This window comes from Microcoleus sp. AS-A8 (assembly GCA_039962225.1).
Classification (GTDB): Bacteria; Cyanobacteriota; Cyanobacteriia; order Cyanobacteriales; family Coleofasciculaceae; genus Allocoleopsis.
The window spans coordinates 1-24,956 of record JAMPKV010000046.1 but is presented as its reverse complement, the minus strand read 5'-3'; the positions used below and the strand labels follow the sequence as shown (position 1 = coordinate 24,956).

The following is a 24,956-nucleotide window of genomic DNA, read 5'->3' as shown; positions in this document are numbered from 1 at the left end:
CAGGATTTGAGAAATTCTGTGCAAAAAATCTTGAGCCAATTAAGTACTCAAGTCATTAGTTCTTTGACAGGATGGCAATTTATTTTAGAGGCTTTATCTGTAGCAGGTATTTAGGAAATTGGTATAACAGTGTGCCCTCCTTCGCTGCAATTAACTGTTCCGCATACAGTTTCGCCAGCAACACAGTGATGTTGCGAGTTCCCACCATCGTGGACAGTCGGCTACAGGCGTCGAAAAACTCCGTATCTGTAAAGCGATCGCGTTTTCCTCGCAGATAGGCACAATTAAACCTAAAACTCGCAGGCGTCGAGAAGTCGGGTTTCTTCAAAAAACCCGACTTCTGGGTGTGAGGTTTATTTACGCCCACCTGCTTATACCGAGTTGCGTTCAAATGTAGTAGATAGCCAGAGCAGGGGGAGCAGGGGGAGAGAAACTACTATCTTTGACTGCAACTTGGTATTAGTACCGCTTTGGGAATTCTTGCATTCAAAATGCCTATCTCAATATTAAGTTGGGTTTCCGTTAGGCTGCTCGTCCTTTAGTGGCATCTGAGCAAAATACTCCTGCACTGAATCGTCGATGAAGCGATAGCATCCGCCTTCTCGTTCCAATAATCCCAGTTGAGTGGCATAGTTGAGGAACTTAGCATAATTCCAAGGAATAGCGCCACTTTGCTTGAGAATCAAGCGCAGCAAAAAATGCTGAAGGCAAGCTAAACCCCCGACATAAATGCCAAAAAACACGCCATTACCAATACCATCAATCAGCAAATCCAGGGGTTCTAACGGTTCTTGCGTCGCTAAGAGGACTCCAGCATAAAGTAGTACCCAGGCTACGCCGCCAATCACTGTAAAGATTCCCGCATTGAGGGCTGATTCTCTAATTCCTTGATTGCTGACGGTTGGATGATAAAATCGGGTAACTAATAGCCCCCAAATAAACCCTTCAATTAACCCCCAAACTAAGGAGTCAGCCATTCCTAGAAATAGCCATTTAAGCCCCAAAAGCAACCAACAAATTAGCGCATCAATGATTCCATAAATTAGTCCCCACCAAAGTCCTTCAAGAAGAGAACCTAAGAAGTGCTTTTGGGCGAATTTAAGAGAAAATTTGAGGCGAGTAATTGGATATATTTCTTGAGTACAGGCGAAAATTAATCCGTAACTTAATCCACCAATGCTTGCACCAAGTAGCCCAGTAGTTCCTACATAAATCAGCGCCACTATCAACCCAGTTATCAGCCCTATAGCAATTCGATACAACCATTTTTGGGTAGATGTTTCTAACCAGGAAGGTTGCATTCTTTCAATGAAAAATTCGGTAGTTTTGTCTTGTTTAAGTTGACGAGCTAGCCAACTTAGCCAATAGTAGGTTTGTTGGATGCTGGGTTCAGTTCCGGGTAGATATGGGGTTTTGCCTGATTCTGGAATAGCTGGAGTCAACAATTTGTCTCGGAGTGTGTCTTGCTCCAATGCTTCAAGTAGGGATTGGTTGGAAGCAAGTGGGGCATTGAGTTGACTATCGAAATTTGACATCGTTGCAGCTAACTCGGATTGGGTTCTGTAAGGCGAGATTTCTTTGAGTTTAAATGCTTACTACGATTTGGAGATTCTTGAGCTTGCTTATTCAGCTTCAGAGAAAAGTCTAATTGCGATCGCATTTTAACCACATGAGGGGCGATCGCACGTTGCGGGGTTCGCCCCAATTTTGATGCCAGACTTAGTGTGTGGAAACTTAAAGAAGTGTTAAGCTTGCAAAACCCAACGACGGAAGAGTTCCACAATAATTTGCCAGCACCCCTCTCTCTCTCGAACTACGTCATGGCGCATCAAAGTCTTGAGAGCTTCTTGTAACGTTTCCTCATCCATTGCTGTAGCCTGAGCTACAGAGTCGATGCTTAATCCCTGTGGGTGAGGTGCTAATGCTTTTAGTATCGCCTGCTGCCCAGAAGCGCCTCGTGTTGCCTGACCCCAAACGCCATCGAAGTAGTAGCGCCCTCGCTTGAAGAATTCGGGGTCGTTGATGACAGCTTCGACATCTTCTACGGTGAAGACTGGGTCGCGGGGGCGTCCTTGCTCGAAAACATAGTCATTGTAGCGGCGAACGAGCTGGAATCCTACGAGCTGAACTAAATAGGGTTGACCTGCTGTGAGGGCGTAGATTTGGTCTAGCGCTTCGGGGATGTAGTCGAGGGGGAAGTCTTCATCTGGGTTGGCGAGAATCTGGCGGGTAGCCCCAGGTTGCAGGAAGCCAACGTGGATGGGGATGACGCTGGCGAAGAAGGGTTGGAAGTAATCGGCTGTCATCTCTTCCAAGGTGTGCAAACCTGCAAAGGCGAATGCCACTTTGGAACTCATTTGCACTAGCCCCCGCAGATACCCCATAAAGTCTTTGGAGATTTTCTCAGCTTCTATCAGTTCCTCGATTTTCTCGAATTCGTCTAGGGCGACAATTAACCCACCGCTAAGATGTGCTTCGACCTGTTTCAAATAGCGTTCAAAGGTACGGTAGGGAAGGTTCAGTAAATCGGCATCAGTTGGAGGCGTGCAGCCTACTGCCTCGGAAATTGCATCACTAATCGCCATCAGTACTTCCCCGACTCCTTGAGGGCTATTTCCCAAACTCAGTAGGTTGATATAGGCTACCTTTACCCCTGACCCTGAACAGTTAGCAGCGTTAAGAAGGATGGAGGTTTTGCCCATGCGGCGGTGACCGTAGAGAACGACTGGTTGTAGTTGATGACCCATAACCCAGAGTTCTTCTAGTTGTCTGAGTATGTCTTCCCGCCCGACGAAGAGATTTCCCTGAACTGGATCGCCGACCACATAGGGATTACTGACAGGTTTGGTGATGGAAATTTCCCCCACCTCTCCAGCTACATTCAGCAGGGCTTCTTTCCAAGTCTGAGCAATGTCTACGATTAACCCTTGTTCTGCTTGGGGTAGAGTTTTGCCTTTGTTCAGGATGGTTGTCAGTTCTCCTAATGCTCGATTGAGAGCAAAGGATTTTGTGGAACGAGACACGCTGCGGTGAACAACCTGGACATCCTCAACTACTCGACGTAGAGATTTAATCGTTTTCCAGGTAGCTGGACGGAGAAGGGGTTCCTTTGGGAAAGTAGGTACTTGAAGGGCAGCAATCGTGTCTGGCTCCTTAGCGTCATGAAAGGCGGTTAGCGTTTGGGCGAGGGCAAACATTTCCTCACCATAGGAAAGAGAACGCACCACTGCAAAAGCCACCATTGCTTTTGCTGGTTCTTCTTCATGCAGGTGCCAAAAACCAGCAGCAGCAGCACGGGCAGGGGTATCTAATCTGCTATCTGTTAAAAAACGAGCTTGGAGACGTTCCTGCCAACGACGAGGGAAGAAAAAGAACAAAGGGAAGGAGAAGAAAGTTTTTACAGCCTTTGACTTAAGCGCTGAGTCCAGAGAAGCGGAGGCAAAACGAACTAACCTCCAATCAAAAGCTGCTTCAGCTAGCTGAACTACGCGAAAAATGGCTTGATCTGGAGGCGTTTCAGCCAGCACCTGATTTACAGCCTGGATAACAGGGATGAACTGAAGAGTGAAAGCCAGCAGTTGGTTAGCGTTCTGCAGACCCGTTTGCCAATCCTGCCGCAGCCAGTTTTTCAGCCGAGAAGATAGCGAGTAGAGCGGAAGTGGTGTGATATGGGGGATCTGCCAGCGTCCATTTGGAGGTGAGCGCAGAGAGAGCAGTAGACCCAACAGCCAATTCTCTGGACGGAGTACCGCTACACCCATCGCCACGATCCACGTTACGCCTATCGCCCCGCCCCACACCAGACCCATCGCCATGCCCAACTTTATGCCCATTGCAATACCCAACACCACACCCATCACCACGCCAAACGCCACATCCGTAGCCACGGCAAACGCTACGCGCATCGCCACACCCATTGCCATGCCCAAGTCCACGCTCAACATCATGCCCACCGCCATGCCCGGCATTGCGAGCGAAGCCAGACGACCCATCACGTTCCACACTGCGCCACCCAGTACGCCGAACACCACGCTATATACTATGCCTACTGTCATGCCCGACACCACGCCGCTCACTATGCCGAACACCACGCTCATCGCCACGCTCATCGCCACGCTCATCGCCACAATCGACCAATCAACGGGAACACCTATCCACTGAAGAGTTACATTCACCGTTAGCGGTGTAACAACTATTAACACCAACCCCTGTATGAGCAACTGGCGCAGGATGAGATTCTGACGCAGCAACTCCCATTGCTTTGACCAATTCATTTCCTGGCTAGGAATATGCCCAGCCTCGAAGATGACCGTATACCACCGCAAAGCCTGAGGGAAGAAAAAGATCCAGTACAACAACCGCAGGTAATCGAGCGGATTCCACAATGACAGGGGACGCTTCAGCTTGGGTGCTAAGTCTAAGCGTGGAACAGGGCGCTGTTGGCTCATCTGACCTCCTGCACCATTATCGGTAAGCCGCCAAACCCCGCCCGGAAATCAATTTCCGGGCTAATAGCTAAAGTCCTCTTAAGAGGACTAGAAAGCAGTATTAGAGTCCACTTTAGTGGACTTGAGCTATAAGCCAGGGATTTGAATCCCTGGCGGATGTGAACGACAGACGAAGATTCTGCAAAATGTAACTTCATTCCCCGCCCTCCATATACCGGGAATAAGTTCGATAACACAACTGCATCAATCGCCGAGGATGTCCGCCACTTTCCTGCACTAGCTGAATAATTTCCTCCTTACTAAAACGCACCGAAGTCATAGCAAGACGCGCATCAATAAAAGCACGGGCAGTAGTTTCGTCCCAAGGTTTTAGGTTCTCCTCTTGGCAAATGCCTGCAAGCGGAGAAGTCTTGCCTTCATCCTGACTATCGTTAAAAAGACGCTCCAGGGGTTCACTCGCCGCTAAAATCAGCTTCAGAGGAGCAGTGCTGCCTTCAGCTAAACCACGCAAGCGATCGCGTACTCCACGAGTAAACCCTTCCCACGTCATCTTCCCCACATTATCTATAGCTAATAAGATTCTGCGATCGCGCAAATTGCGAGTTAGGCTATAGTCCTTGCTTTCAGGGATACCAATCTCGTGACACAAAGCACTGTAGAAGTCATTTTCATCATTAACCCAATTCAAATCTAGGAAAACTGACTGACGCGGTGAATGGAGGCAACTTTCCGCCAGTTGGCAAATTTTCCATAACAGAGAGGACTTGCCGATACCCTCCTCTCCGATTAGAGCAACACTACTACCGCTATTGAGAACCTCGAATACCCGCCGGATTTCCCTGTCTCGATTAAAGAACAGTTCGAGATTGTCTACTATGCCATGTTGAGGAGTGAAAGGGTTTGTCAGCTTTGAAATGAGTTTTGGGGAAGATGAAATATTGTCCGCTGGCTGTTGACAGAGTTGCTCTATTGTGTTTACAAAATTGGCTTTATTGACTTTTATTTCTAATAATTTACTAATTTTTTTAAATAACTCAGAAGCAGTTTCTTTGACAGTTTGATAAGCCCAATTAGTTTCGTCACTAATTACTTGGTAAGTTTTACCTTGCCAAATTCCTAAAATAACATCTTTTTGGCCCTGACTTAAGCTAGTTTTTGTTTTTTCCAAAAATAGCCTATTGATACATTCAAAGGCTTCTTCTGAATTCATTGTCTATGATTTACTTCCATAAGCGGATTTAAATTCAACTGAGTCAGAGAATACTCTCCTCAACAAATCAACCTTAACCTACTTTTACATACCTTACATACCAGGGTATAGGCAGTGGGCAGTGAGGCTTCCTACTTCCAAATACTTACATCTAGAAAGTCCAAGGAGATGATGGTCTTGTAAAGACAAATAGACATTAAACACAATTATGAACACTTCTCCGAAAACTCAGCCGTATCTTGAACAGCAGCAGCACGCGAATCAGTCATTGCACTGTCAAAAAGCAGTAGGCCAACCAGAACAATTGATTTGTACGATTCAACCCGTGATCCCTACAGCACCCAAACAATTAAATCCATCGACATTTCTGCAATATGTAGATGCTCTAAGCACAATTATTCATGGGAGTACTCTTCTTGTTGTTGCCTTAACTCAATTTAGCAAGATTTTTGTGCCTGTGATAGGTCAAAAGCCGGACAAAAAGACGAACCTGCCCATTCGACGAAGCGCTAAGCGTAAAAAATAACATTAGTTAGTTTTAGCTTAGATTTGGTACTCGCCCTTCACCCACCAGGGAATCAATTCCCTGCATCATAGCGAAAGTCCTCGAAAGAGGACTAAAGACTAATTATCCAAAGCTTTCAGTCCATTTTAATGGACTTTATCTATTAGCCCGGAAATTGATTTCCGGGCGAGTCTTGTCATTTATTTACAATTTTGTGCTTATTTAAACCTGTAATTTCTCTGAAATTATTTTTGATTTCGTAGCAAAAAATACTTGCCTAAACGTAGACAAGTTATTACAATAATAATGTTGCAACACCAGCCGATCAGAAGCCAACCCCGCACCGTGGAAAGTCAAGGGTTGGCTCTGGCTCCCACAAACGAAGGAGTTAAATTCATTATGACCAAAAAACAGTGCCTTAATCCTTGGGCAGTGGCGCGTCAACTTCCCAGCCTAAAATGGTTAATCATTGGTCGCTATCGCTCTCGCTCCGATGCAGACGGACATCTGCTGTTATTGCGTCAGCGTGTCCCCAACATCCAATTTAAGGTTGTCTTCGATGTGAGCGATCGCAAGCAATAGATCCAGGAACTTACGCAAAATCGGCTGAGTCGCCCCCCTAACCCCCGAATCTTGGGGGGAAAATTGAACTCGCCCAGATTTGGGGAACAGGGGGGTCAATGTGCAGCAGCACAAAAGGGAGATGGTATGAGAGCAATCAATCTGGTTTCCTATGTCTCTAGAGCCGTTTATCTAAAATTGATAAAGCCGCTAGCCGATTTGGAATTATAGCAATGGTTACACAGCTACAATCTTCCGCCCAAAAAGACATCATCTACCCCGACAGCGACGAACAGCCGATGGCAGACAATACCCAGCAGTTTGAATTAATTGTATGGATTAAAGAAAACTTAGAACTATTGTTTGCCAACGACCCGAATGTATTTGTTGCAGGCGACCTGCTATGGTATCCGGTTGAAGGGGATAACAAGCTTCGCCAAGCTCCAGACGTAATGGTTGCCGTTGGCAGAGCGAAAGGATACCGAGGCTCTTATCAACAATGGCTCGAAGACAACATTGCGCCTCAAGTCGTGTTTGAAATCTGGTCACCTGGGAATCGTCCCTCTAAGATGGCTCAGAAATTTGAGTTTTACGATCGCTACGGCGTAGAAGAATACTATCTGTATAAACCGGATTTAGTCGATTTAACAGGTTGGCAGCGTCGTAACTCACGATTAGAACTCATTGACCCAATAGCTGGTTGGGTAAGTCCTAGACTAGGAGTACGCTTCGAGTTGTCTGAGTCAGCACTTCAGATTTATCGCCCTGATAGTCAGCCGTTTCTCACTTATTTGGAACTGGCACGGGATAGAGAGCAAGCTGAAGCTAGAGCAGAACAAGCTGAAGCTAGAGCAGAACAAGCTGAAGCCCAACTACAAGCTCTCCGTGCTTTACTTCAAGAACGAGGAATTAATCCAGACGCACTGTGACAGAAATTAACTTACAAGTCGAAGAAAAGGCCGATCGCATCGATCTCTACCTTTCCCAACACCTTCCCGATCTCTCGCGCTCACGCATTCAGCAACTCATCGAACAAGGACAAGTCCAGGTTAACGACAAAATCTGCACCTCTAAAAAAGTAACTGTGCAATCGGGCGATCGCATTTCCATCACCATCCCCGAAGCCAAACCCCTGGATTTACAACCTGAAGCCATCCCCCTAGACGTTCTGTACGAAGATGACTCCCTGATCATTATTAACAAACCCGCCGGCTTAGTCGTCCATCCGGCTGCCGGTCATGAAAGCGGCACTCTCGTCAACGCTCTCCTGGCACACTGCACAAATCTCGCTGGCATTGGTGGCGTTCAACGTCCGGGAATTGTCCACCGATTAGATAAGGATACAACCGGCGCGATTGCGATCGCTAAAACCGATCAAGCTCATCAACACCTACAAGCCCAACTTAAAGCCAAAACCGCCCAACGGGAATACTTAGGCGTTGTCCACGGTGCGCCATCCACCGACAAGGGTACCATTGACCAACCCATCGGACGCCATCCTGTAGACCGTAAAAAAATGACAATCTTGCCAGTGGATAAAGGCGGACGTACCGCTATCACCCACTGGCAAGTTAGAGAACGATTGGGTAATTACACCCTAATCTATTTTCAACTCGAAACCGGTCGCACTCACCAGATTCGTGTTCACAGTGCCCACATGGGGCATTCCCTCGTCGGCGACTCTGTTTATGGCAGTGGTCGCTCTGTAGGGGTTAATCTACCGGGTCAGGCACTCCACGCTTGGCGACTCCGATTGCAACATCCAGTTTCTGGAGAGTGGATTGAGGCAATTGCCCCTCTTCCACCAGCCTTCATCACACTCCTGGATGTGCTGCGGCGACGTGCTGATGCACTAACGCCGAGGCACCCTTGATAAATAATCGATGTTCTGTGCTGACACCCGTGGAACTGGGTTGGTTTTGGGAGCAATAGACCGTGCCATATCTGCATACAGAGATGGGTCGCCTGCTCTTGCCGTCCTCTCTTGTGGCTTGAAGGTACGTACCTCGTTTTGCCAGATGATTTGAGGAAAGCCCAGTTGCGAACGGTGATAAGCGTCGTAACGGGGAGATTTGATATTGAAGGGTCGTTCACCCTCATTCCGGCTGTGTAAAACTCGACGCAGCTGATAGGGGACGGTGTTGTACCCAAAATTGTTCAGGTACTCGTCACTATTGAGTAGTTGATCGACGAAGCCTGCAATACCCTTGGTAGCAACTACAATTGACCAAGCGATTTTTTCCCGTTCGCTGTAGACATCACGTCCCAGCACCCGTTGCACGCATTGCTCAACAAAACGATAGTTGCTGTTTTTCTCATAGAAGCTGTTTCTGAAAGTCTTAGAAAGCAGCAATCCACGAATGAAGTCCCGCACAGTGCTTTGACCATTGCGGAGCTGAGATTCAAGAGCAGGCTCTCGGTCCCAAGCAAAGGCATAGAAGAAGATCTGGCGGTAGGCGGCTTCAATCAGAGTATCCATATCTCCAGAGGAGAGCAGGTTATCTGTTGTAAAAATTCTAGGTTGTTCATCACCAGGAATTTCATATGCAGCTACGCGCTGATTTTGGCTTTTAGGTGAGTAGCTTAATAAAGGTAAGGCCACGTTGGCAATCTCCGTAATCTTAGAAAATCTTACAAACCTTAAATTTTAAATATATAGCAAATCCTGTACCAATCCCTAAAAAAGTAGGTGTCTCTTTGATTGAAAGACACCTGAAAAAATTGCTAATCGTTGTCTAGTGGCAGTTTCAGGAATAGCCCATCCAAAAAGTCAGTGAGTTGGCGAGCGATGCACAATGAGGCCAATTTCGCAAGTATTTCTCCATATCGGGTTTCCAACGTGGAGGTTCTAATCCCAATCCCAAGCAAAGATGAGAAATAACATTAAAAAACTGCCAATCGTGACCAGGAGAGCCTAAATGAGCATGAGCGTATTCATGCACAACAATACTTAACCAATCTTGAGGTGCTGTTCGTCCTACATCAATCAGGATGACAGCGGGATAGACCATAATATTGCACAAGCCGTCTATGCCATACTCAGTTGCTAGAGGGGTTGCCAGGATGTGCATAGGGCGACGTTGTTCAGGATGAAAGCAGCCATGACAGGCTTCTAGATAGGCATTGAGTTCAGCATTGATGGCATCGATGTGATTGCCAATCCAGGTATAAATGCGCTCACTTTCCCTCAAATCATCTGTCACGTCAAGCATTTCTGGCTCTAATGCCAACTGACGCACAGCAGTCAAATACTGATAACCACGCACAAAGGGAATTACACTAATTGTCGATTCACCAACCCAAGGTGGACTGAAACTGTCTGACGGCCAAGACATCCTGTGCTTGTTGAGGTACTAAAGTTTCACGGCGTTCATCATCTAAATCAGAGCCAATGCGAGTTTCGACACACAAGGAGGCTGTGCTAAATCCACCAAAGCGCTTGACTGTACTGGTTCGCATCCGCACATCTGAGTTGACGAAGCAGAATCGCTCTTCAGAACTCATCGTTTCATATTCGGTTAACAGAACCAGGGCATCCTGATCATCGATCAGATAGCGACCCGCCACTGGCACAATTTCGGCATAGCCTCTTTCTCGCAGTAAGCTGCCCTGTCTAGGATTATCCGGATCAGGGACAATCACCATTACGGTGGAGCCAGTGTGATTTTCCTCTTCGCTTCTATCCCAGGCCATCGTCCCCTGCCAACTCACCAGTGCTCCTCCCGCAGCTAAGCTAGGTTCAACCTGATGCAATCGACAAATCTCTACCACTTGGGGATGATCGGCTTCTAAAGTTGCCACATCGATTTCTGACTCTCCTGTCTCCGCTCGCCTAAAAGCAAGGTGATGGGTCGTGCGCTGCGATCGCCACTTACCAGCACTTAGCTGAAAAAATTCCATTCCATCCATCTATATGTATCTCCTGCGGAGGATTGCTCACCGTTTTGGCTTTTTTAACATTCCCTGATTATAGAGTCCCTGTCATGAAGTTTGGATGATAAAACTCCACACTTAGCTTATGGAAGTTTGAAGCCCCATAAGCTTTTTGACCTCAACTATCTAAGTGTGAGTTCAAAGGCGTGTTCCAGTAAGCGAAGATCTCGGCTAGTTTGCGAGTACCTCCCGCTTACGCTCACAAACTCACTGCTAGCCATTGCCTTGCTTGGTTTGCGAGATCACCTTAACTGATGGGCGATCGCCTTGAACACCTAAGACAGTATCTACGGTCAATGTGGGTTTGGTCTATCTAGAAACATTGCGGCTTTGCCACTTGTTCAAGCGAACTTCTCCAATTGCCGCCAAGGAGCGTAACTGGGCAATTTGTTGCCGTAACGTAGCGAGTTCAGTAGCTTGCTCTTGGGATTGCTGTTTTACAGATTCGTAGCTTGACTGCTGACTCCTCTGTATGACAACCTGGCTCTCTAATTGACCTCGGAGTTGGGCAATTTGCTGCTCTTTTTCGGCAAGCGCCTGATTCTGCTGTTGCGACTGCTGTTGCAGGGATTCATAGCTGGACTGTACCGTTGTGTACTCACTCATCCCGCTTTGCAGTTGCTCTTGCAATTGAGCAATTTGTTGCTCTTTTTCGGCAAGCGCCTGATTCTGCTGTTGCGACTGCTGTTGCAGGGATTCGTAGCTGGACTGTACCGTTGTGTACTCACTCATCCCGCTTTGCAGTTGTTCTTGCAGTTGAGCAATTTGCTGCTCTTTTTCGGCAAGCGCCTGATTCTGCTGTTGCGACTGCTGTTGCAGGGATTCGTAGCTGGACTGTACCGTTGTGTACTCACTCATCCGGCTTTGCAGTTGCTCTTGCAGTTGGGCAATTTGTTGCTCTTTTTCGGCAAGCGCCTGATTCTGCTGTTGCGACTGCTGTTGCAGGGATTCGTAGCTGGACTGTACAGAGGCTTGCTCGGCAACCCTACTCTCTAATTGACCTTGCAATTGAGCAATTTGTTGCTGTAAATCAGTAATTATATGGGCTTGCTCTTCCGACTGCTTTTGCCAGGATTCATCTTGCTCTGAGGACACGCTCTGGTCTTTTTGTTTGGCAAGCTGATTGTTTGGTTGCACCTCTGTAGTCGCCCCATGAAGCTCGCTGCCTTTTGCCGCTTCATCAGCATCTACCTTGATGGGAAGCTTGATTTCTGCCGAATCACTATAGATCGTGATCCGGCCTGTTGCCATAGCCTCACAAAACTCAGACGGAGATAGTCCTGCTTGTTGAGCCAGCGTACTCAAGAAATGAAGCCCTTTAGGTGTAAGGGACTCCCCCATCTTGACTGGTGTTTTTGAGTGCAAGTTGGGAGCGCCACGCCTCTTCTTTGGCATTGGCATTTTCTTCCGATGATTTTCCAATGATTGACTGGCATTAAGTATAGATCTATCTGCACAAAAACTAAATAGATGGATACGGGTTTAGGGCAGAACAGATATCGCTGAAAACTCAAAACTCACAGCAACCGCGCAGGGAACTACTTAAGAACTGGCACAGGTTATTGAAGACTTTGAGTTATGTTTATCGTGTAGCTAGCGCTAAATTTGCAGTCTAAATTAACAGCAACTGGCTCAAAACCTCATCCAGCCGTATGAGGAAGCAGAACTTTATGAGTATTTAAATAACTCTAAAATCCCGTAGGGAAGGCTTTGAGAGTATCTGGGATGTTTAATAGTTATTGACGCTTCTGTTCCAGCCAAAGCAGCCTTGTTGCTGTGCTTTGGGGAATCTTCGTTACTTTGGTTGGCTGACCCCCATTAACATCAACAAGGTAAAGAAAATTAGTACACTCATAAGGACTTATTGGTAACCAAGGCCGATGACATTTACCATCGTACCCAGCTGCAAATACAATTTTTTGCCCGTCAGGTGACCAAGCAAAGTCTTGAATCCCACCACCTGGACTATTAGGAGGTGGAGGAAACAGTTTTCGCAGCTTTTTAGTCGTCAGGTCTATTAGCCATATCGTTTCACCTTTGATGTTAAAGCTGTTATTGGCTTTGGCACTACTGAGTAAAGCGAGATAGCGACCATCCGGCGACCACTTCATGGCTTCATCATTAGAAGATAGAGATGGGTGTATCTGAATTGGTAAATCATCTTTGGCATCAAGGAGTACTTGCTGGTTACTCCCGTCCGAGTTAATTTGATACAGCGTCTTCAAGGTTTTCTTGGTATCCCTGTGCCAGAAGGCAAGGACTTTGCTGTCTGGTGACCAAACTAGCTGGTAAACACTACCAGGAGCGAGTTGAGTAATACGCCGCGAACGTTTACTGGCAATATCGAACAGGTAAACATCTTCGACAATGCCAGAGGTTTTGTCACTAAAGCCGTCTGTATAAGCGACCGTTTTCCCATCTGGAGACAAGGTGTATTGATTACTGCTGCCAAGACTTTTGTCCTTGATGTTTAAGACTTCTATAGAACCGTTGGGATTGATGGATTTTTTCGCGTATAGAAGTCGTTGAATCTGAGGAGACCATGACACATACGACCTCCTTGTTTCTTCGTTGAGAGCGCTTGGAAGACTGTTGGGAAACTCCCACTTAGACATCTTCCAATCTGTGGGGTTTACTATATACCAACCCTGTTGCTTGTTAATTTGGGTGAGGTTGAGGATGACCTCGCGATCGCTTGGTAAACTGGTAATGCTCTTGATGGGCGCAAGGATTGACCCATCACACCCACCCAAAAACATACCGATTAGAACGAACAATCTTAGCGACTTGAAAGAGACTTTCATGTGTTAAACAGCGGCGCTTAAGCCTCACAGGAGATAGGAGCCTCAAATTTCTGTCCTTCAAGTCTAAGCGTGGACGTATGGCGGCTATGCAACCTCACATTCGGCTTTTCCAACTGTCACATTCATTCTCACCTAATATGGCCATTGGATAGAGGTTGCTCTATTTTAGAAGTTCTACCCTCGCATGACTACAGAAAGCTATGTTTACTAAATAGCCATAGGTTAATGCATGAGTTAGCTGAGTAATAATCCGTCTTACTTCCTTGACCTGCACGATTACTTTACTTCCAAGTATAAATACTGCCGTCTCTCCACCTACTGCCCAAATCCGTGAACTGTAAACATGACGACCCGTAGTGGTGTTGTAAAACTGACCCTGAGGATTAATCATCACCTAGGAGCCTTTCATCAGGTTATTCGTTTCAACGACAAGTTTAAAATCTTCTTCTGATAGAGGTTGGTATCGTTTCAGAAGCACCTCAAACGGCTCAGATGAAATCATAAAATCTTCAACACTTGCGTCATTTGGCCCCTGTACTGCTAGCACTTGAAAAATCATCCAGTACTCGGAACGCACCCGTCGAACCAATGCTGACATGTCTTTGTTGAAGTTAAGGCGGGTGACAACCGTATTCAGCTTGGCAGAAATTTGGTGTCCATCTACTTACCAAACATCCCCCATTGGGCTAATTGCAGTTTCCTGTCTCAAGGATGAGGGTAAGATGAAAAATTATAAGAAAACTTAATAGAGTAGTTTATGATACAAAAATGGCGCATCCCATTCAGCTAACAGAACGCTCATTGGGCAAAACACCCACGCTTGCTACTATAGCCTCGCTCTGTCTTGCTCTGCTCTCGATTGCTTCTGCCGCAATTTTCATGAAATTCAGCGAACAGGAAATTAGTCCCTACGCTACAGCATTCAACCGTTTTTGGATGACCACAGTCATGTTGGGATTGTGGGGCGGGTTTAAGGCAGTACGCCGACGACAGGAGAACAGCGAAACGCCCCAATTATCCCCTTATACAGGAGCGATCATCGGACAGTTATTTCTGGTAGGGGTGTTTTTAGCTGCCGACTTGATTCTCTGGGCCTGGTCACTGACGCAAACTAGCGTAGCTAACGCCACGTTACTGGCAAACCTGACGCCAGTATTCTCCTGTTTCGGTGGATGGTTATTCTATCGCAGACGCTTCGACCAGCAATTTCTGCTTGGCATGGTCATTGCGATCGCTGCCATTTTTGTAATTGGATTTAATGATTGTCAAGTGGCTAATGGCAAATTTCTGGGAGATATTGCTGCTCTAATTGCGGCTGTCTCTTTCAGCGTGTATCTGTCGGTACTGGAACGGCTCCAAAGCCAGTTAGGGGCTACAAGGATTTTGTTGTGGAGTTCAGCGATCGCTACACTAGTATCCTTGCCGATTGTACTGATTGATGGAGGTCAAGTGTTTCCAACCTCCTGGCAGGGATGGCTAGCAGTTATTGCTCTAGCTGGTGTTTGTCAAATCCTGGGACAGGGAATGCTCGTACACAGTCTTGACCAGTTGTCATCAGAATTCGTGGCTTTATTTCTGCTTTTAGAGCCGATACTGGCTGGAGTTGGAGCTTGGGTCTTGTTTTCAGAACAATTGGGTTTGTTGAATCTGGTGGCGTTTGCGATCGCCTTGGTAGGCATATACCTTTCTCTCTCCAGTCCATCTGCACTCAGAGATGAAGCAATTCAACCCAATTTAGCAACGTTGCCGCTAGAAACTGACCCGAAAAATCGAGAGCCAGAAAAAAATCGAGAGCAAGAAGTGGTTAATGTTGTACTCAACAGTTGTGTTGCCAAAAATGCTTGAGAACAAACACTTATGGCAAAAGGCAAAAGGCAAAGGGCAAAAGGCTTTTATGTTTATTACGATTACGTGGTTGTTTGGGCCGTTAAATGTGTCCTAACCTTTATGGCGAAAACTATACAACCCTCGACTGTATATGGAAACACTTAAGTTAGAGAAGCGATCGCTTAACGACTTCTTGCCCTACCCGAATTGTTTCATCCAGTAGCCTTGAGTCTACCTGCTTGTCGTTTGGACTGTGATAGTTAGGCTCTTGACCTCGGTAGAAGAAGAGTACCGGTACCCCTGCTGCGGCAAAGGGTGCATGGTCGCTGCCGCCGTCGGTTTGGAAGGTTGAGATTTTTGGGTCGGCGGCTAGTGCCAACGCTGTCAACGATGACGAACCCCCGACACGAAGCTGCTTATTGACCCCAACCATATCGAAATTCAGCATCGCCTTAAGCCCAGAGAGGAACTGGGGCTGAGCTGCCTTCACGAAAGCTTTTGAGCCGTGAAGACCGTCCTCCTCGCCGTCGAAGGCAACGAACCATGCTTGGCGAGCAAGCGGTGTGGCAGACAAATTCCGGGCAATTTGCAGGACGACCGCCGTCCCTGAAGCGTTATCATTTGCACCCGGTGAGCCGACGACTGAGTCATAATGACCACCGAGTAGTACGCTTGGTCTTGTCACGCCCTCAAGATGAGCCACGATGTTGCGCCCAGTGATAAGACCCTGTCTAGTATTCACATTCAGGCTGACCTCAAGTGGTTCACTTGGCCTGCGATGGACGCTAGCGCGTCCCGCTTCGCTAACAAGTAAAGCCTTACCTTGCTCACCGGAGAGCGCTAGTACTGGAATCGGAGTCGCACCACCGAGAGTTCCAGAGAAGTTGCCTGACTCCGTGTTGACGATAATTAAACCCACTGCACCGGCGGTTGCCGCATTCTGAGCCTTTTGGAGAAAGGGTATCTCACCGCGCCGTACAATAGCGATCGCACCTCTAACATTGACAGAGGCGAAATCGGCAGACCGTCCGACATTCGGGACGACAACGAGCGGTGCTTTAAGCTTTGCAGCTAGTGAGCCATTCAATGCCCGTCCGGGGATAGTCATGTCGCCGACGGTGAGGGTAGAGCCTAAATCCTGAAACTTTGAGTAAGTGAAGGTCTGGACTTGAGCCACGTAGCCCGCCTTGCGGTACTCCTCCAGCAGGTAGGTGCTGGCTTGATCCATCACGGGTGTCCCAGCTACCCGTGGGCCGAGGGCGACCAAGGCTTGAACATCGGCGCTAGCACGACCGGGCTGGCTAGGGCTTTGGGCTGGCTGATTGGGCGTAGGTTCTTGAGCTTGTTCACTTGGCGTGGGTTGTTGGGCTTGTACCCCAAGTGAGCCGGGTGAAGTACACCCAGAGAACCCAAGACTGAGAACACTCGCACTTGCAACCAGCAACTTCATCAATAGCTGTAATTGCATCGCATTTTTTTCCTTGATATCGCCGATTAACTTTCAAATTTCAATTGACTTCTGGCTGACTGTCTGAAAGGGAACTATGCCACACCAGCCAGCGGTGTAGCAGCATCATCAATACGACCAGTGGCAACATCAGAATTGGAATAATTTCCAAACCAGCCCAGTTAGCCAGAAAGCCGACGCCTGTTGGGATGCCGGCGGCTCCCAAACTAGCGACACTGGTGAGAAAGCCGATCGCCGCGGGTACCAAGGGCGTGGCTACCCGTTGGGGTACGAGTAACATGGTGGTGGGAAAAATGGCAGCGAGTGCGAATCCCATTATAGGCAGGCTCAACACCTGATTGGGCAGTAACCACCAACTCAGTAGGCCGACTGTTAGCAAGGTTAACGAGAGGTCAATCAGGCGGACGGTTCCCAGACGTTTGATCACGTATCCCATTCCCATCCGTCCAATCGTCAGTCCCATCCAGTAGGCACTGATGCTGTAGCCTGCTACCATTTCCGGCGTTTTCCGGCTGATGGTCTGGACACTATACGCCCAATTGCCGATCGCTACCTCAGTACCGACATAAACCAGCAACAGCAGACCCGATACCAAGACAGCAGGTGTACACAGGGCAGTACGCAGATTTGCCCTGGCGTCTCCACCCGATACGGTCACCTGCTGAGTCAAGGGCTGGTAATCTGTCGCGATCGCCCAAACCATTCCCGCAACTAGCAACCCGACAACGCCCGCAAACACGAGATAGACCATACGCCAAGGCAGATGCATCCCTAACAGGGTTGTTGCGATCGCAGGACCGAGTAATGCCCCTGTGCCATAGAAACCGTGAAGCATTCCAATGAAGTGGGCGTGACGTGAATCATTGACGATATAGGTGTTAATACCCGCATCAATCAAACCAATTCCCAGTCCCAAGGCTGTACCCGTCACCACCATCACAGCCCAAAGTGGAGCACTAGCGTAAATGATTAGGGCACCTGTCAAGAAAGTGGAGGCAAGCAGTAACATGCGAGCTAACCCGATGTGATTGCTCAGCAGGCTACTCGTAAAGGCGGCTACAAGATAGCCTGTAATCTGACTGAGAAACAGCAGTGTAACGGTTGCTGGAGTGAGATGGAAGGTTTGCATGATCGACGGCAGCAGCACGCCTAAACCACCTTCTGCCATGCCGATCGCAATGAAGGCATAAAATGCCAGGATAAGACCCAACCGGGCTGGAGCGCGATCTCTGGTAATTTGTTGACTGCGTTGAGGCATACACCGACTGGCTGGACAGGACACACGGTTCAGTCTTCACAATAGGCTGTGAAACTCCAGTCCGCCATTTGCTTTTGACTGATTGTGGATTTACTACTTGGGTTGGCTCAACCCTGATAAGTCCGCGATCACATATTCCAAGCCTGCCACTACCCGTGCTAGGCGATCGTAGTTAACTTTGTCGGGGGTATCGTCTGAAGTGTGATAGTAGGGATAACGGAAAGGTGCAGTGTCCGTCACCATGATTCCGGGATAACCCTGCTGCCAGAACGACCACTGGTCAGACCAACTCACACCCGTAATTTCGTTAGGCAGTGCAGTCCCCTCAGAAGGGAATTTGGTATGACGGCGGAAAGAGGCGATCGCCTCTTTTACCAGTGACCCGGAAGCGAGATTGCCAATGAAGCTGATGAAATTCCCTTGAAGCGGGTAGATAGAGGATAGCTCAGGTAAAGGATATCGCTGGCTACCGATCTGATCAGAATAATACCCAATCGTTTCCAGACTGAGCATGGCAACGACGTTTTCAGAGCGCTGTTTGCATCGAGAAGCATAAACCAAACTCCCCATCCCTTCTGAGAAGAAAAAAGGCGGCTCCTCATTCACAAATTCAACAAACCGTAAGGTTCTAGAAGGCTTTTTCCCTGCAAACAGACGCGCTAGCTCAACAGTGGCAGCAGCGCCAGTGCCGTTGTCGTTTGCACCCGGACTGCCAGATACCGAGTCGTAGTGTCCGCCGACGATTACAATCTCGTCAGGTTTTTGAGTACCGGGGATTTCGACTTCAAGATTGTAGTAGGTCTGGTTGTCAATGGTGTATCCCTGCCGTTGGACTTGATAGCCAGCTTGAGCGAATGAAGCGTCTAGGAAATCAGCCGCCGCCATTAGTTCTTTGTAGTGTAGGAAGTTGCGTTCTCCAATTTCACCAGCCAGCTTTTCGACATCCCGGCGGAGGGAATCCCCTAGCGCCACTTCCTTTGGGGTCAATGGTGGCAACTCTCTTCGGTAGCTTTCTCCAGGCATCTGAATCATAGTGAACCAACCCCAGCTAATGAGAATACCCAGGATGATGAGGAGTACCGTCAACAGGAGTAGGGCGGCTCGAAAAAGTCGTTGCACGCCCAAAGGACGATTTTTGTTGGTGTCCCCCTCATCCACAACTTCTCTTCTCGATTAGGACTCACAAGAGTGGGTATTCAGGTATTTCAGTAGCTTAAAGAATTTGTCTGGCGAAAACTTGGCTCTAGGGTGGGATTTCATAGAGGGGTAACTTCTAATGCTTGAGTGCTACTCCTATTAAGACCAACGACCTGATAATGATCATGGAGATGGCTGATACTAGATTTAGCACCGTTGATTTGAGAAACACTGACAATCGCCACATGGATAATGAACGAACCCTCTCCCCAAAATATTGCGGAACAACTCCTTGCTGATCTCAGGCAAGAGCAACAATTGGTGAATTTGATTATCAAAGGATGTATTGAGAATCGATGGGCACTGGGAGAGGAAGAAACAGAGCTGACTGAAGCGATAGTCTACAATGCATTCGAGGCATATGCTGTCGCAAGAGGGATGCCACTGAAGGAGGCGGAGCGGTTTTGTGAACAACATCTAGATGAATTAATTAAGCGTATTCAAGCGATACTTTAGACTGATTCCAGGTTTTCTTGTAGTGCGGCTTCCGCTCAGCAGATAGTAGCAAGAAACCTACGAGGGTGGCGATCGCATGGTTATCTCGGTGAGTGACGATGCAAATACGCAAGTCGTTGTGCGTGAATCTCTGTAAGACGGTTGAACGCTTCTTCTGTGTATCTTGTCGCTTCTCGCTCAATGGCGAACCAGACTAACTTCAGTGCTTTCAAGTCTCGGCAGGCACGAATTAAGGTGCAGCAAGCGGCTACCCATTGCTCTAGCTGACGATAGCTGATGAAGTAGCCGCCCCTGCCTTGGATATGCACCCAAAGTACGTGCTTCCACTTTTCCCAACGCCAAACTCTGCTAGGGTCAGTTTTGAGATATTTGGCGAGTTGTTTGCGGGTGATGACGAAGGTTTCGGGGTTGATGCGGCGGCGCAGAACGTTCATGGCTGTTTGGGAGTAGGTGCAGTCTGTGCTGAATCTGGGAAGAACCCCTCCCCAGCCCTCTCCTCACTAAAGCTCCGGTTAGCAAGGGGAGGGAGCCGGATTAGTCTTATTTCCCCCCTTAATAAGGGGGGTTAGGGGGGTTAGCCGGAGCTCATACGAGGAGGTCATTCCGGAGACTTGGGCACGCAGGTTTCTACCTCATCTGGCATTACGTCAAAAACAATTTCATACGGGACGCTGGGAATCATTTGCTTGAGGATTCGCAGATGTCCTTCCGCGTCTACTCGGCGGCGAAAGCGTCCGACGATGAGGGTACGCATATTGGGGAAGGGTCGGATGATGCACCAAGGATTGAGCCGTTCTAAGTAAGTCATTATGCTGTCCTAATCTGGTTGGCAGGTTGCTTTTTTAGGGCGCTTTGAATGATGGTTTCGATGGTTTGGCGATCGCGATCATTGTCTTGCGGGTGGAGTACCCAGGCGCTGATGGGGTCGGGCTGGTAGGTCAGCTTGTAGAAGCGATCAGGGGTGACAATGATTTTCCAGACTGGCTGTTTCGGTTGTTTGCGAAGTCGGTAGCCGCGTTTTTTGAGTGCTGCTTTGATGGCAGCAATGTCTGTGGCGACTCGGAGTGCTTCCGTCGCTTTGGATTTTTTCATTGGTAATCTATTAGTAGACACGACAGCGATTGCCCAGCAAGCGCTTGGCGCTCTAGGCAATTGCTTTTTTTGTTGTGGAAACAACTAGGTGAGATAGCTGACGATGCAGAGGGTGGCTTTTCGAGCCACTTGCCTTGATTGCGCGTCGCTTTCTGAGTGTATTCAGTCCACCGCAATACTAAATCAATTTAGTAAAAACATCAAGAGATTCAGTAAAAGCAAATTACAAGCAAATGGCGAAAAAGCCTTGGTCGCCCCTTAGAAGGCTCAGAACACTTCAACAGCTAACCCAGAAGGAACTTGCAGATGCTTTAGGGGTTACACAAGATACTGTAGCTAATTGGGAAAGTGGTAGAGCTATACCAAGGCTTACGATTCCACAGTTCAAAACCCTACTTAAGGTGTTGCAAGTGACTCCAGAAGAACTACCTGATGACTTGAGTCCACCCCGATCGCCATCAGAGGATAAACAGGAGAATTAAGCAAACTGCGATCGCTCAACTGCAACATATAAGGTGGGCACTGTAAGCTTAACTGCTGGCAACCGAGTGTTTGGCTTGGCACTGCCCACAAGACAACTCGTCGTGCCTCTATGGCTTTGGATTTTTTCATTGGTAATCTAGTTAATGGAAACTACAGCGATTGCCCAGCAAGCGGTTTGCGCTCTAGGCAATTGCTTTTTTGTTCGGGTCAAACAACAATCAAACAGGTGACGACTCAGACAATGGTTTTCTGAGCAGCCTGCCTCTTTAGTGTGTCTGTGGTAAATAGGCTGTATACACGTACCGTGTACACGTATCTATAATATGGTAAAAAATAAAGATGAGCAACCAAAAAATAAGCATGAGCAACTTACGCTGGCACAGCTAAGACAGCGTGCTAATCTAACACAGCGCAAGCTAGCTGATATTCTTGACGTGACGGTGAAGACTGTTAGTGCTTGGGAGAGAGGAGAACACGAGCCATATTTGACTTTAACTCAGACTAAAAAGCTGGTCGATGGGTTGCAATGCTCTCTAAATGAACTGATTGCGGCAACGGGAAAGCAATCTTCAACAGGAGAAGATGAGCCACGCCTCAGCTTTACTCAAACTAGGCGTCTGATGGAAATTCTTCAATGCTCTCTTGATGAACTGGTTGCTGCTATGGAGAAGAACCCTCCTCAAGAGGGGAATTAATGTGGCGATCGTTTAGCTGTAATATGCCAAATAGGTACTGTTATCTCGACTTAAGCAGACTCTTTAGCTGCTCAATAGAAAGCCAAGGACGTTTCCTGTGTAGCATCCTATGACAGTTAGCGCACACAAGCGCTATGTCTTTTAACTGGGTTTTAGCGTTATCTTCAAGCTCTGATACAGGCTTTGTATGATGACACTCTATATAATCAGCACCTATATCACCGTATATCTCAAAAAAGTTAAATTGGCATACATCACACTTAAGTACCCCTGCTTCTTTCTTTCGTTTATCCTTTGCTTTTTTAACTAACTCCCTATTCCTCTCCCGTGTACGATGTAGACGATAGAGGACTTTCCCTTCAGGAAAATTTTCTTCTTCGGGCAAGATATTATCATCTTCTATATTTGTAGTTGAAACATAGTTAGTAATTACATTAGCTAACTTTCTCAATTCTGCTTTATTTGAAGAAAACTCTCTCCATATATCTTCCTCTAGCTTCCCTCCGCTAACTAGTCCAATTCCTTGATAAGCTGGATCGAATCTCAAGAAGTTGCACAGCTTCATATATACACCGTTTGGGTTTCTAAATTTATCTTTATCAAGACGGTTGATATGTATTGGCAAGCTGTTCAGTACTTCACTCAGCTTTACTACCTCGGAATGCGTTTTGCTAATGGTATTTGGAGGATAACGAAAGTAGAGGTCTAAGGCGAGAATTAGCTCATCGCGTTGCCAAGGCGGGTTACGTTTTACATCTGCCTTGACTGCTGGCTCGCTTACAGCATCTTCATCATACTTTTGAGCGTTTACTAGTCCTTCCAGTAAGACTCCTTTATCAGGGGTAGACGGCTGCACTATTCCTGTCGTCGCTAGAAAGCGTGCCCATTCACTTTCGAGCTTAACGCTAACTTCAGGTCGAATAGTAGTGCCTGATGATTGTGCATCCCAATGCATATTGGGAAACATACTTTTTAGCTGAGTGCGTGAAAATATTGGCTCATGCTCAGCATCAAGTAAAACGTCTATGCGAATATCGATGTATAGAGCAGGTTTCTCCGACTCAGGGTTCCAGTGATCATCTTCATAAAACTCTGATTCAACCCAACCAGATGCAAAGATACCGCGTGGTTCTTCACCTAAACGAATTAGAAAGAAGCGGTCACCTGTTTTGATCTTCTTAGTACCTCCACAACTCCAAGCTGTTGAATAGTGGCCCTCCTCTTTTACTGCCTTAATGCAATCTTGTAGGTCTTCCCAATGCCATTTTATTGGGTTCCAAGTGAGTAGATACGTTGGCACGTCAAGTTCCTATTTCATAAGTCTTCCTCTAGCTTTGCTTAAAGGCTGCTAGTTAGGGTAAAAATCTGATGAAGGCACATGAAGAGTTTGTAAGCAGCAGCGCTACCGCGAGCAAAACCGTATGTCGCACCGCACCCCCTGCCAACCACCAGTTAGGGAGATTGAGAAGCGCGATCGCGAAGCGCAGCTGCAAGCAGCAGATCGCACTCCCTTTCTAAATGAGCTACCGGAATCTGTTCGGTTCTCTCAGGCGACTTTGCCCCAGTTGCAATGGCACGAACAGCCTGGAGAATATTGGCTGAGTATCGGTTACCGCAGCAATCGTAAACAGCGCTTGTCAGATAACATCCGTTGCTAGCGAAACGTCCAATTACGCCAAACTGAACCCTACTCAAGATTATCCGATAACCTCAACTTTAACTAACAGCTTGTCTCCATGTACTTTCTTCGCGCTGGTGCGTGGAACGCTAACACAATATCCTGCTTCGGTACGCCTAACGCCAGCAGTTCGTTAGCAATTCCTCCCTCTGTGCCATCATGCTGAATCCAAATTTTGCCATCCTTAATATCGACATGAAGCACAATCCCGTGAATTCGTCGATTTTTATTCCAGCCAACTGTCATTAGCTGATAGCGATCCCGTTCTCGGTCAAAAATCAATTGCATTTCCACGTCGCCATAGGAAGGCTTATAATTGCTGTATTCTTTGAGCAAATTTTCAATATGATTTTGGTACACTTCTAATTTATCCATAGCGCGATTGCCTCCTGTTCAATATCGTAGACAATAAGCTTAAATCGATAATCCACAATAGCGATTTGAGTAAATTCGAGCTTAAAAAAACTCTCGTAAACGTCAAGCGGGACGGCAAGATATAACACTCGTTCTGGGTCTTCCCGTTGCAGAATTAAGCGGTAATTCATCACCTGTCCCACTGCCTGATGAAAATCGGAAATCACTGAATAGCTGAGAAAACTTTTCACCTCAATCGCTATTTTTTGATTTTCTTTCTGCGCCGCAATGAGTTTTTCAGCCCCCAAATCGACATACAAATCTACACCCCCAAATTGCAGAAATAGCGGGTCATCAGTTATCGTCCAATCTTCCTTAATTAAGGCATTTTTTACCGCCTCGTGAAACTTGTCCTTAGCCATTGACCCTCTTGAACTTCAGCTTTTATCGATTCCTTGCTGCCAGACCATCTAATTATTCAGTGTAATGACTATGACTTGACTTCCCCTAAACAATCGCTCTAATTTGCTGACCTCTCAGACACTTGCTAAGCCAGACGCAGGCAAGGACACTTTTGTAAAAACGAAGCCGCTTTACTCTGAGCATCCGGGTTGTGTATAGGCGCTGGAGTCGGTTGATCGAACTTGTAGTCAGGAAACTGCGCTGTCAGGGTAGCCTTAGCAGTGAGTTCTTGGGAACGATCGCCAAGTGCATCAAAAAAGGCGATGTCAAAGTCATTGATGACTAACTGACAGTCATTGCCAAACAGCGATCGCCAAACCGTATTTCGTACCGCACCACCTGCTAACCACCAGTTAGGGAGATTGAGAAGAGCGATAGCGAAGCGCTGCTGCTTGCAGCAGATCGCAGGTAATAAGCTGTCGCGCCTCCAAGTTGCATAAAATGAAGAGTGGATAATCTCCGAAAGCCAGGGTGCTATGCCTATAAAAAACTTCCTAAGCCAAGAGCAGAAGCAAAGTTTGCAAC

31 protein-coding genes are annotated in these 24,956 nt (G+C 47.3%); 9 read left to right on the top strand and 22 right to left on the bottom strand.

Going from position 1 to position 24,956, the window contains the following annotated elements:
- Positions 1–79: 79 nt before the first annotated feature.
- From NDI48_31650 to NDI48_31630, 5 genes are all read right to left on the bottom strand, one after another.
- Positions 80–328, bottom strand: a complete 249-nt coding sequence (locus NDI48_31650; protein MEP0835726.1) for a hypothetical protein — start codon at positions 326–328, stop codon at positions 80–82.
- Positions 329–506: 178 nt separating this feature from the next.
- On the bottom strand, positions 507–1,535 hold the full coding sequence (locus NDI48_31645) for a hypothetical protein (GenBank protein ID MEP0835725.1): 1,029 nt from the start codon (positions 1,533–1,535) through the stop codon (positions 507–509).
- 8 nt (positions 1,536–1,543) lie between these two features.
- Positions 1,544–1,705 (bottom strand): hypothetical protein, encoded by a 162-nt coding sequence (locus tag NDI48_31640; GenBank protein ID MEP0835724.1) that lies wholly within the window; start codon positions 1,703–1,705, stop codon positions 1,544–1,546.
- A gap of 40 nt (positions 1,706–1,745) precedes the next feature.
- On the bottom strand, positions 1,746–4,448 hold the full coding sequence (locus NDI48_31635) for an ATP-binding protein (protein MEP0835723.1): 2,703 nt from the start codon (positions 4,446–4,448) through the stop codon (positions 1,746–1,748).
- 193 nt (positions 4,449–4,641) lie between these two features.
- The gene (locus NDI48_31630) at positions 4,642–5,658 is read right to left on the bottom strand and encodes an ATP-binding protein (protein MEP0835722.1); all 1,017 of its coding nucleotides are present in this window, start codon (positions 5,656–5,658) and stop codon (positions 4,642–4,644) included.
- A gap of 208 nt (positions 5,659–5,866) precedes the next feature.
- On the opposite strand from NDI48_31630, the gene NDI48_31625 reads away from it, so the two are divergent.
- The 4 genes from NDI48_31625 to NDI48_31610 all read left to right on the top strand — a co-directional run bounded on the left by NDI48_31625 (position 5,867) and on the right by NDI48_31610 (position 8,597).
- Positions 5,867–6,184, top strand: coding sequence for a hypothetical protein (locus NDI48_31625; protein MEP0835721.1), 318 nt, complete (start codon positions 5,867–5,869; stop codon positions 6,182–6,184).
- 285 nt (positions 6,185–6,469) lie between these two features.
- Positions 6,470–6,745 carry a hypothetical protein gene (locus NDI48_31620; GenBank protein MEP0835720.1) on the top strand — a complete coding sequence of 92 codons (276 nt, stop codon included), beginning with the start codon at positions 6,470–6,472 and terminating at the stop codon, positions 6,743–6,745.
- Positions 6,746–6,957: 212 nt separating this feature from the next.
- Positions 6,958–7,653: a Uma2 family endonuclease gene (locus NDI48_31615; protein MEP0835719.1), complete on the top strand. Its 696-nt coding sequence runs from the start codon at positions 6,958–6,960 to the stop codon at positions 7,651–7,653.
- Entirely contained in the window at positions 7,650–8,597 is a 948-nt protein-coding gene (locus NDI48_31610; GenBank protein MEP0835718.1) for an RluA family pseudouridine synthase, read from the top strand. Before NDI48_31615 ends, NDI48_31610 begins: the two co-directional genes overlap by 4 nt.
- Here NDI48_31610 and NDI48_31605 read toward each other — a convergent pair.
- The 6 genes from NDI48_31605 to NDI48_31580 all read right to left on the bottom strand — a co-directional run bounded on the left by NDI48_31605 (position 8,577) and on the right by NDI48_31580 (position 14,059).
- Complete coding sequence (locus NDI48_31605; protein ID MEP0835717.1) at positions 8,577–9,326, bottom strand: phycobilisome rod-core linker polypeptide; 750 nt, start codon at positions 9,324–9,326, stop codon at positions 8,577–8,579. The two genes, NDI48_31610 and NDI48_31605, sit on opposite strands and share 21 nt — an antisense overlap.
- Positions 9,327–9,471: 145 nt before the next feature.
- Positions 9,472–10,059 (bottom strand): hypothetical protein, encoded by a 588-nt coding sequence (locus NDI48_31600; protein MEP0835716.1) that lies wholly within the window; start codon positions 10,057–10,059, stop codon positions 9,472–9,474.
- Complete coding sequence (locus NDI48_31595; GenBank protein MEP0835715.1) at positions 10,016–10,633, bottom strand: phycobiliprotein lyase; 618 nt, start codon at positions 10,631–10,633, stop codon at positions 10,016–10,018. Before NDI48_31595 ends, NDI48_31600 begins: the two co-directional genes overlap by 44 nt.
- Before the next feature lie 333 nt (positions 10,634–10,966).
- Positions 10,967–12,052, bottom strand: a complete 1,086-nt coding sequence (locus NDI48_31590) for a hypothetical protein (protein MEP0835714.1) — start codon at positions 12,050–12,052, stop codon at positions 10,967–10,969.
- A 341-nt stretch (positions 12,053–12,393) separates the two neighbouring features.
- Complete coding sequence (locus tag NDI48_31585; GenBank protein ID MEP0835713.1) at positions 12,394–13,416, bottom strand: PD40 domain-containing protein; 1,023 nt, start codon at positions 13,414–13,416, stop codon at positions 12,394–12,396.
- A 439-nt stretch (positions 13,417–13,855) separates the two neighbouring features.
- Positions 13,856–14,059 (bottom strand): hypothetical protein, encoded by a 204-nt coding sequence (locus NDI48_31580; GenBank protein ID MEP0835712.1) that lies wholly within the window; start codon positions 14,057–14,059, stop codon positions 13,856–13,858.
- A 170-nt stretch (positions 14,060–14,229) separates the two neighbouring features.
- On the opposite strand from NDI48_31580, the gene NDI48_31575 reads away from it, so the two are divergent.
- A complete protein-coding gene (locus tag NDI48_31575; protein ID MEP0835711.1) occupies positions 14,230–15,306 on the top strand; it encodes a DMT family transporter in 1,077 nt (358 codons plus the stop codon).
- A 148-nt stretch (positions 15,307–15,454) separates the two neighbouring features.
- Here the strand turns inward: NDI48_31575 and NDI48_31570 are convergent, their stop codons facing one another.
- From NDI48_31570 to NDI48_31560, 3 genes are all read right to left on the bottom strand, one after another.
- The gene (locus NDI48_31570) at positions 15,455–16,756 is read right to left on the bottom strand and encodes a M28 family metallopeptidase (GenBank protein MEP0835710.1); all 1,302 of its coding nucleotides are present in this window, start codon (positions 16,754–16,756) and stop codon (positions 15,455–15,457) included.
- Positions 16,757–16,796: 40 nt separating this feature from the next.
- On the bottom strand, positions 16,797–18,014 hold the full coding sequence (locus NDI48_31565; protein ID MEP0835709.1) for an MFS transporter: 1,218 nt from the start codon (positions 18,012–18,014) through the stop codon (positions 16,797–16,799).
- Positions 18,015–18,107: 93 nt separating this feature from the next.
- Positions 18,108–19,046: a M28 family peptidase gene (locus NDI48_31560; protein ID MEP0835708.1), complete on the bottom strand. Its 939-nt coding sequence runs from the start codon at positions 19,044–19,046 to the stop codon at positions 18,108–18,110.
- A 357-nt stretch (positions 19,047–19,403) separates the two neighbouring features.
- Here NDI48_31560 and NDI48_31555 point away from each other — a divergent pair, with 357 nt between their 5' ends.
- A complete protein-coding gene (locus NDI48_31555) occupies positions 19,404–19,667 on the top strand; it encodes a hypothetical protein (GenBank protein ID MEP0835707.1) in 264 nt (87 codons plus the stop codon).
- A gap of 80 nt (positions 19,668–19,747) precedes the next feature.
- Here the strand turns inward: NDI48_31555 and NDI48_31550 are convergent, their stop codons facing one another.
- The 3 genes from NDI48_31550 to NDI48_31540 form a co-directional block, all read right to left on the bottom strand.
- On the bottom strand, positions 19,748–20,101 hold the full coding sequence (locus tag NDI48_31550; GenBank protein ID MEP0835706.1) for a hypothetical protein: 354 nt from the start codon (positions 20,099–20,101) through the stop codon (positions 19,748–19,750).
- Between the two features lie 164 nt (positions 20,102–20,265).
- A complete protein-coding gene (locus tag NDI48_31545; GenBank protein ID MEP0835705.1) occupies positions 20,266–20,475 on the bottom strand; it encodes a hypothetical protein in 210 nt (69 codons plus the stop codon).
- Positions 20,475–20,759 carry a hypothetical protein gene (locus NDI48_31540; protein MEP0835704.1) on the bottom strand — a complete coding sequence of 95 codons (285 nt, stop codon included), beginning with the start codon at positions 20,757–20,759 and terminating at the stop codon, positions 20,475–20,477. Before NDI48_31540 ends, NDI48_31545 begins: the two co-directional genes overlap by 1 nt.
- Positions 20,760–20,992: 233 nt before the next feature.
- Between NDI48_31540 and NDI48_31535 the strand changes: the two genes are divergently transcribed.
- Positions 20,993–21,241, top strand: a complete 249-nt coding sequence (locus NDI48_31535) for a helix-turn-helix domain-containing protein (protein MEP0835703.1) — start codon at positions 20,993–20,995, stop codon at positions 21,239–21,241.
- On the opposite strand, the gene NDI48_31530 is transcribed toward NDI48_31535, so the two are convergent.
- Complete coding sequence (locus tag NDI48_31530) at positions 21,156–21,371, bottom strand: hypothetical protein (GenBank protein MEP0835702.1); 216 nt, start codon at positions 21,369–21,371, stop codon at positions 21,156–21,158. The genes NDI48_31535 and NDI48_31530 overlap by 86 nt on opposite strands.
- Positions 21,372–21,565: 194 nt before the next feature.
- On the opposite strand from NDI48_31530, the gene NDI48_31525 reads away from it, so the two are divergent.
- Positions 21,566–21,937, top strand: a complete 372-nt coding sequence (locus NDI48_31525; GenBank protein MEP0835701.1) for a helix-turn-helix transcriptional regulator — start codon at positions 21,566–21,568, stop codon at positions 21,935–21,937.
- Between the two features lie 40 nt (positions 21,938–21,977).
- Here NDI48_31525 and NDI48_31520 read toward each other — a convergent pair whose 3' ends face one another.
- The gene (locus NDI48_31520; GenBank protein ID MEP0835700.1) at positions 21,978–23,237 is read right to left on the bottom strand and encodes an HNH endonuclease; all 1,260 of its coding nucleotides are present in this window, start codon (positions 23,235–23,237) and stop codon (positions 21,978–21,980) included.
- A gap of 121 nt (positions 23,238–23,358) precedes the next feature.
- Between NDI48_31520 and NDI48_31515 the strand changes: the two genes are divergently transcribed.
- On the top strand, positions 23,359–23,595 hold the full coding sequence (locus NDI48_31515; GenBank protein MEP0835699.1) for a hypothetical protein: 237 nt from the start codon (positions 23,359–23,361) through the stop codon (positions 23,593–23,595).
- Positions 23,596–23,657: 62 nt separating this feature from the next.
- Here NDI48_31515 and NDI48_31510 read toward each other — a convergent pair whose 3' ends face one another.
- The 3 genes from NDI48_31510 to NDI48_31500 form a co-directional block, all read right to left on the bottom strand.
- A complete protein-coding gene (locus NDI48_31510; protein MEP0835698.1) occupies positions 23,658–23,990 on the bottom strand; it encodes a XisI protein in 333 nt (110 codons plus the stop codon).
- Positions 23,978–24,391: a XisH family protein gene (locus tag NDI48_31505; GenBank protein MEP0835697.1), complete on the bottom strand. Its 414-nt coding sequence runs from the start codon at positions 24,389–24,391 to the stop codon at positions 23,978–23,980. The genes NDI48_31510 and NDI48_31505 overlap by 13 nt, the downstream gene beginning before the upstream one ends.
- Positions 24,392–24,516: 125 nt before the next feature.
- The coding region (locus tag NDI48_31500; GenBank protein MEP0835696.1) for a nucleotidyltransferase family protein at positions 24,517–24,956 on the bottom strand (440 nt) is incomplete at its 5' end.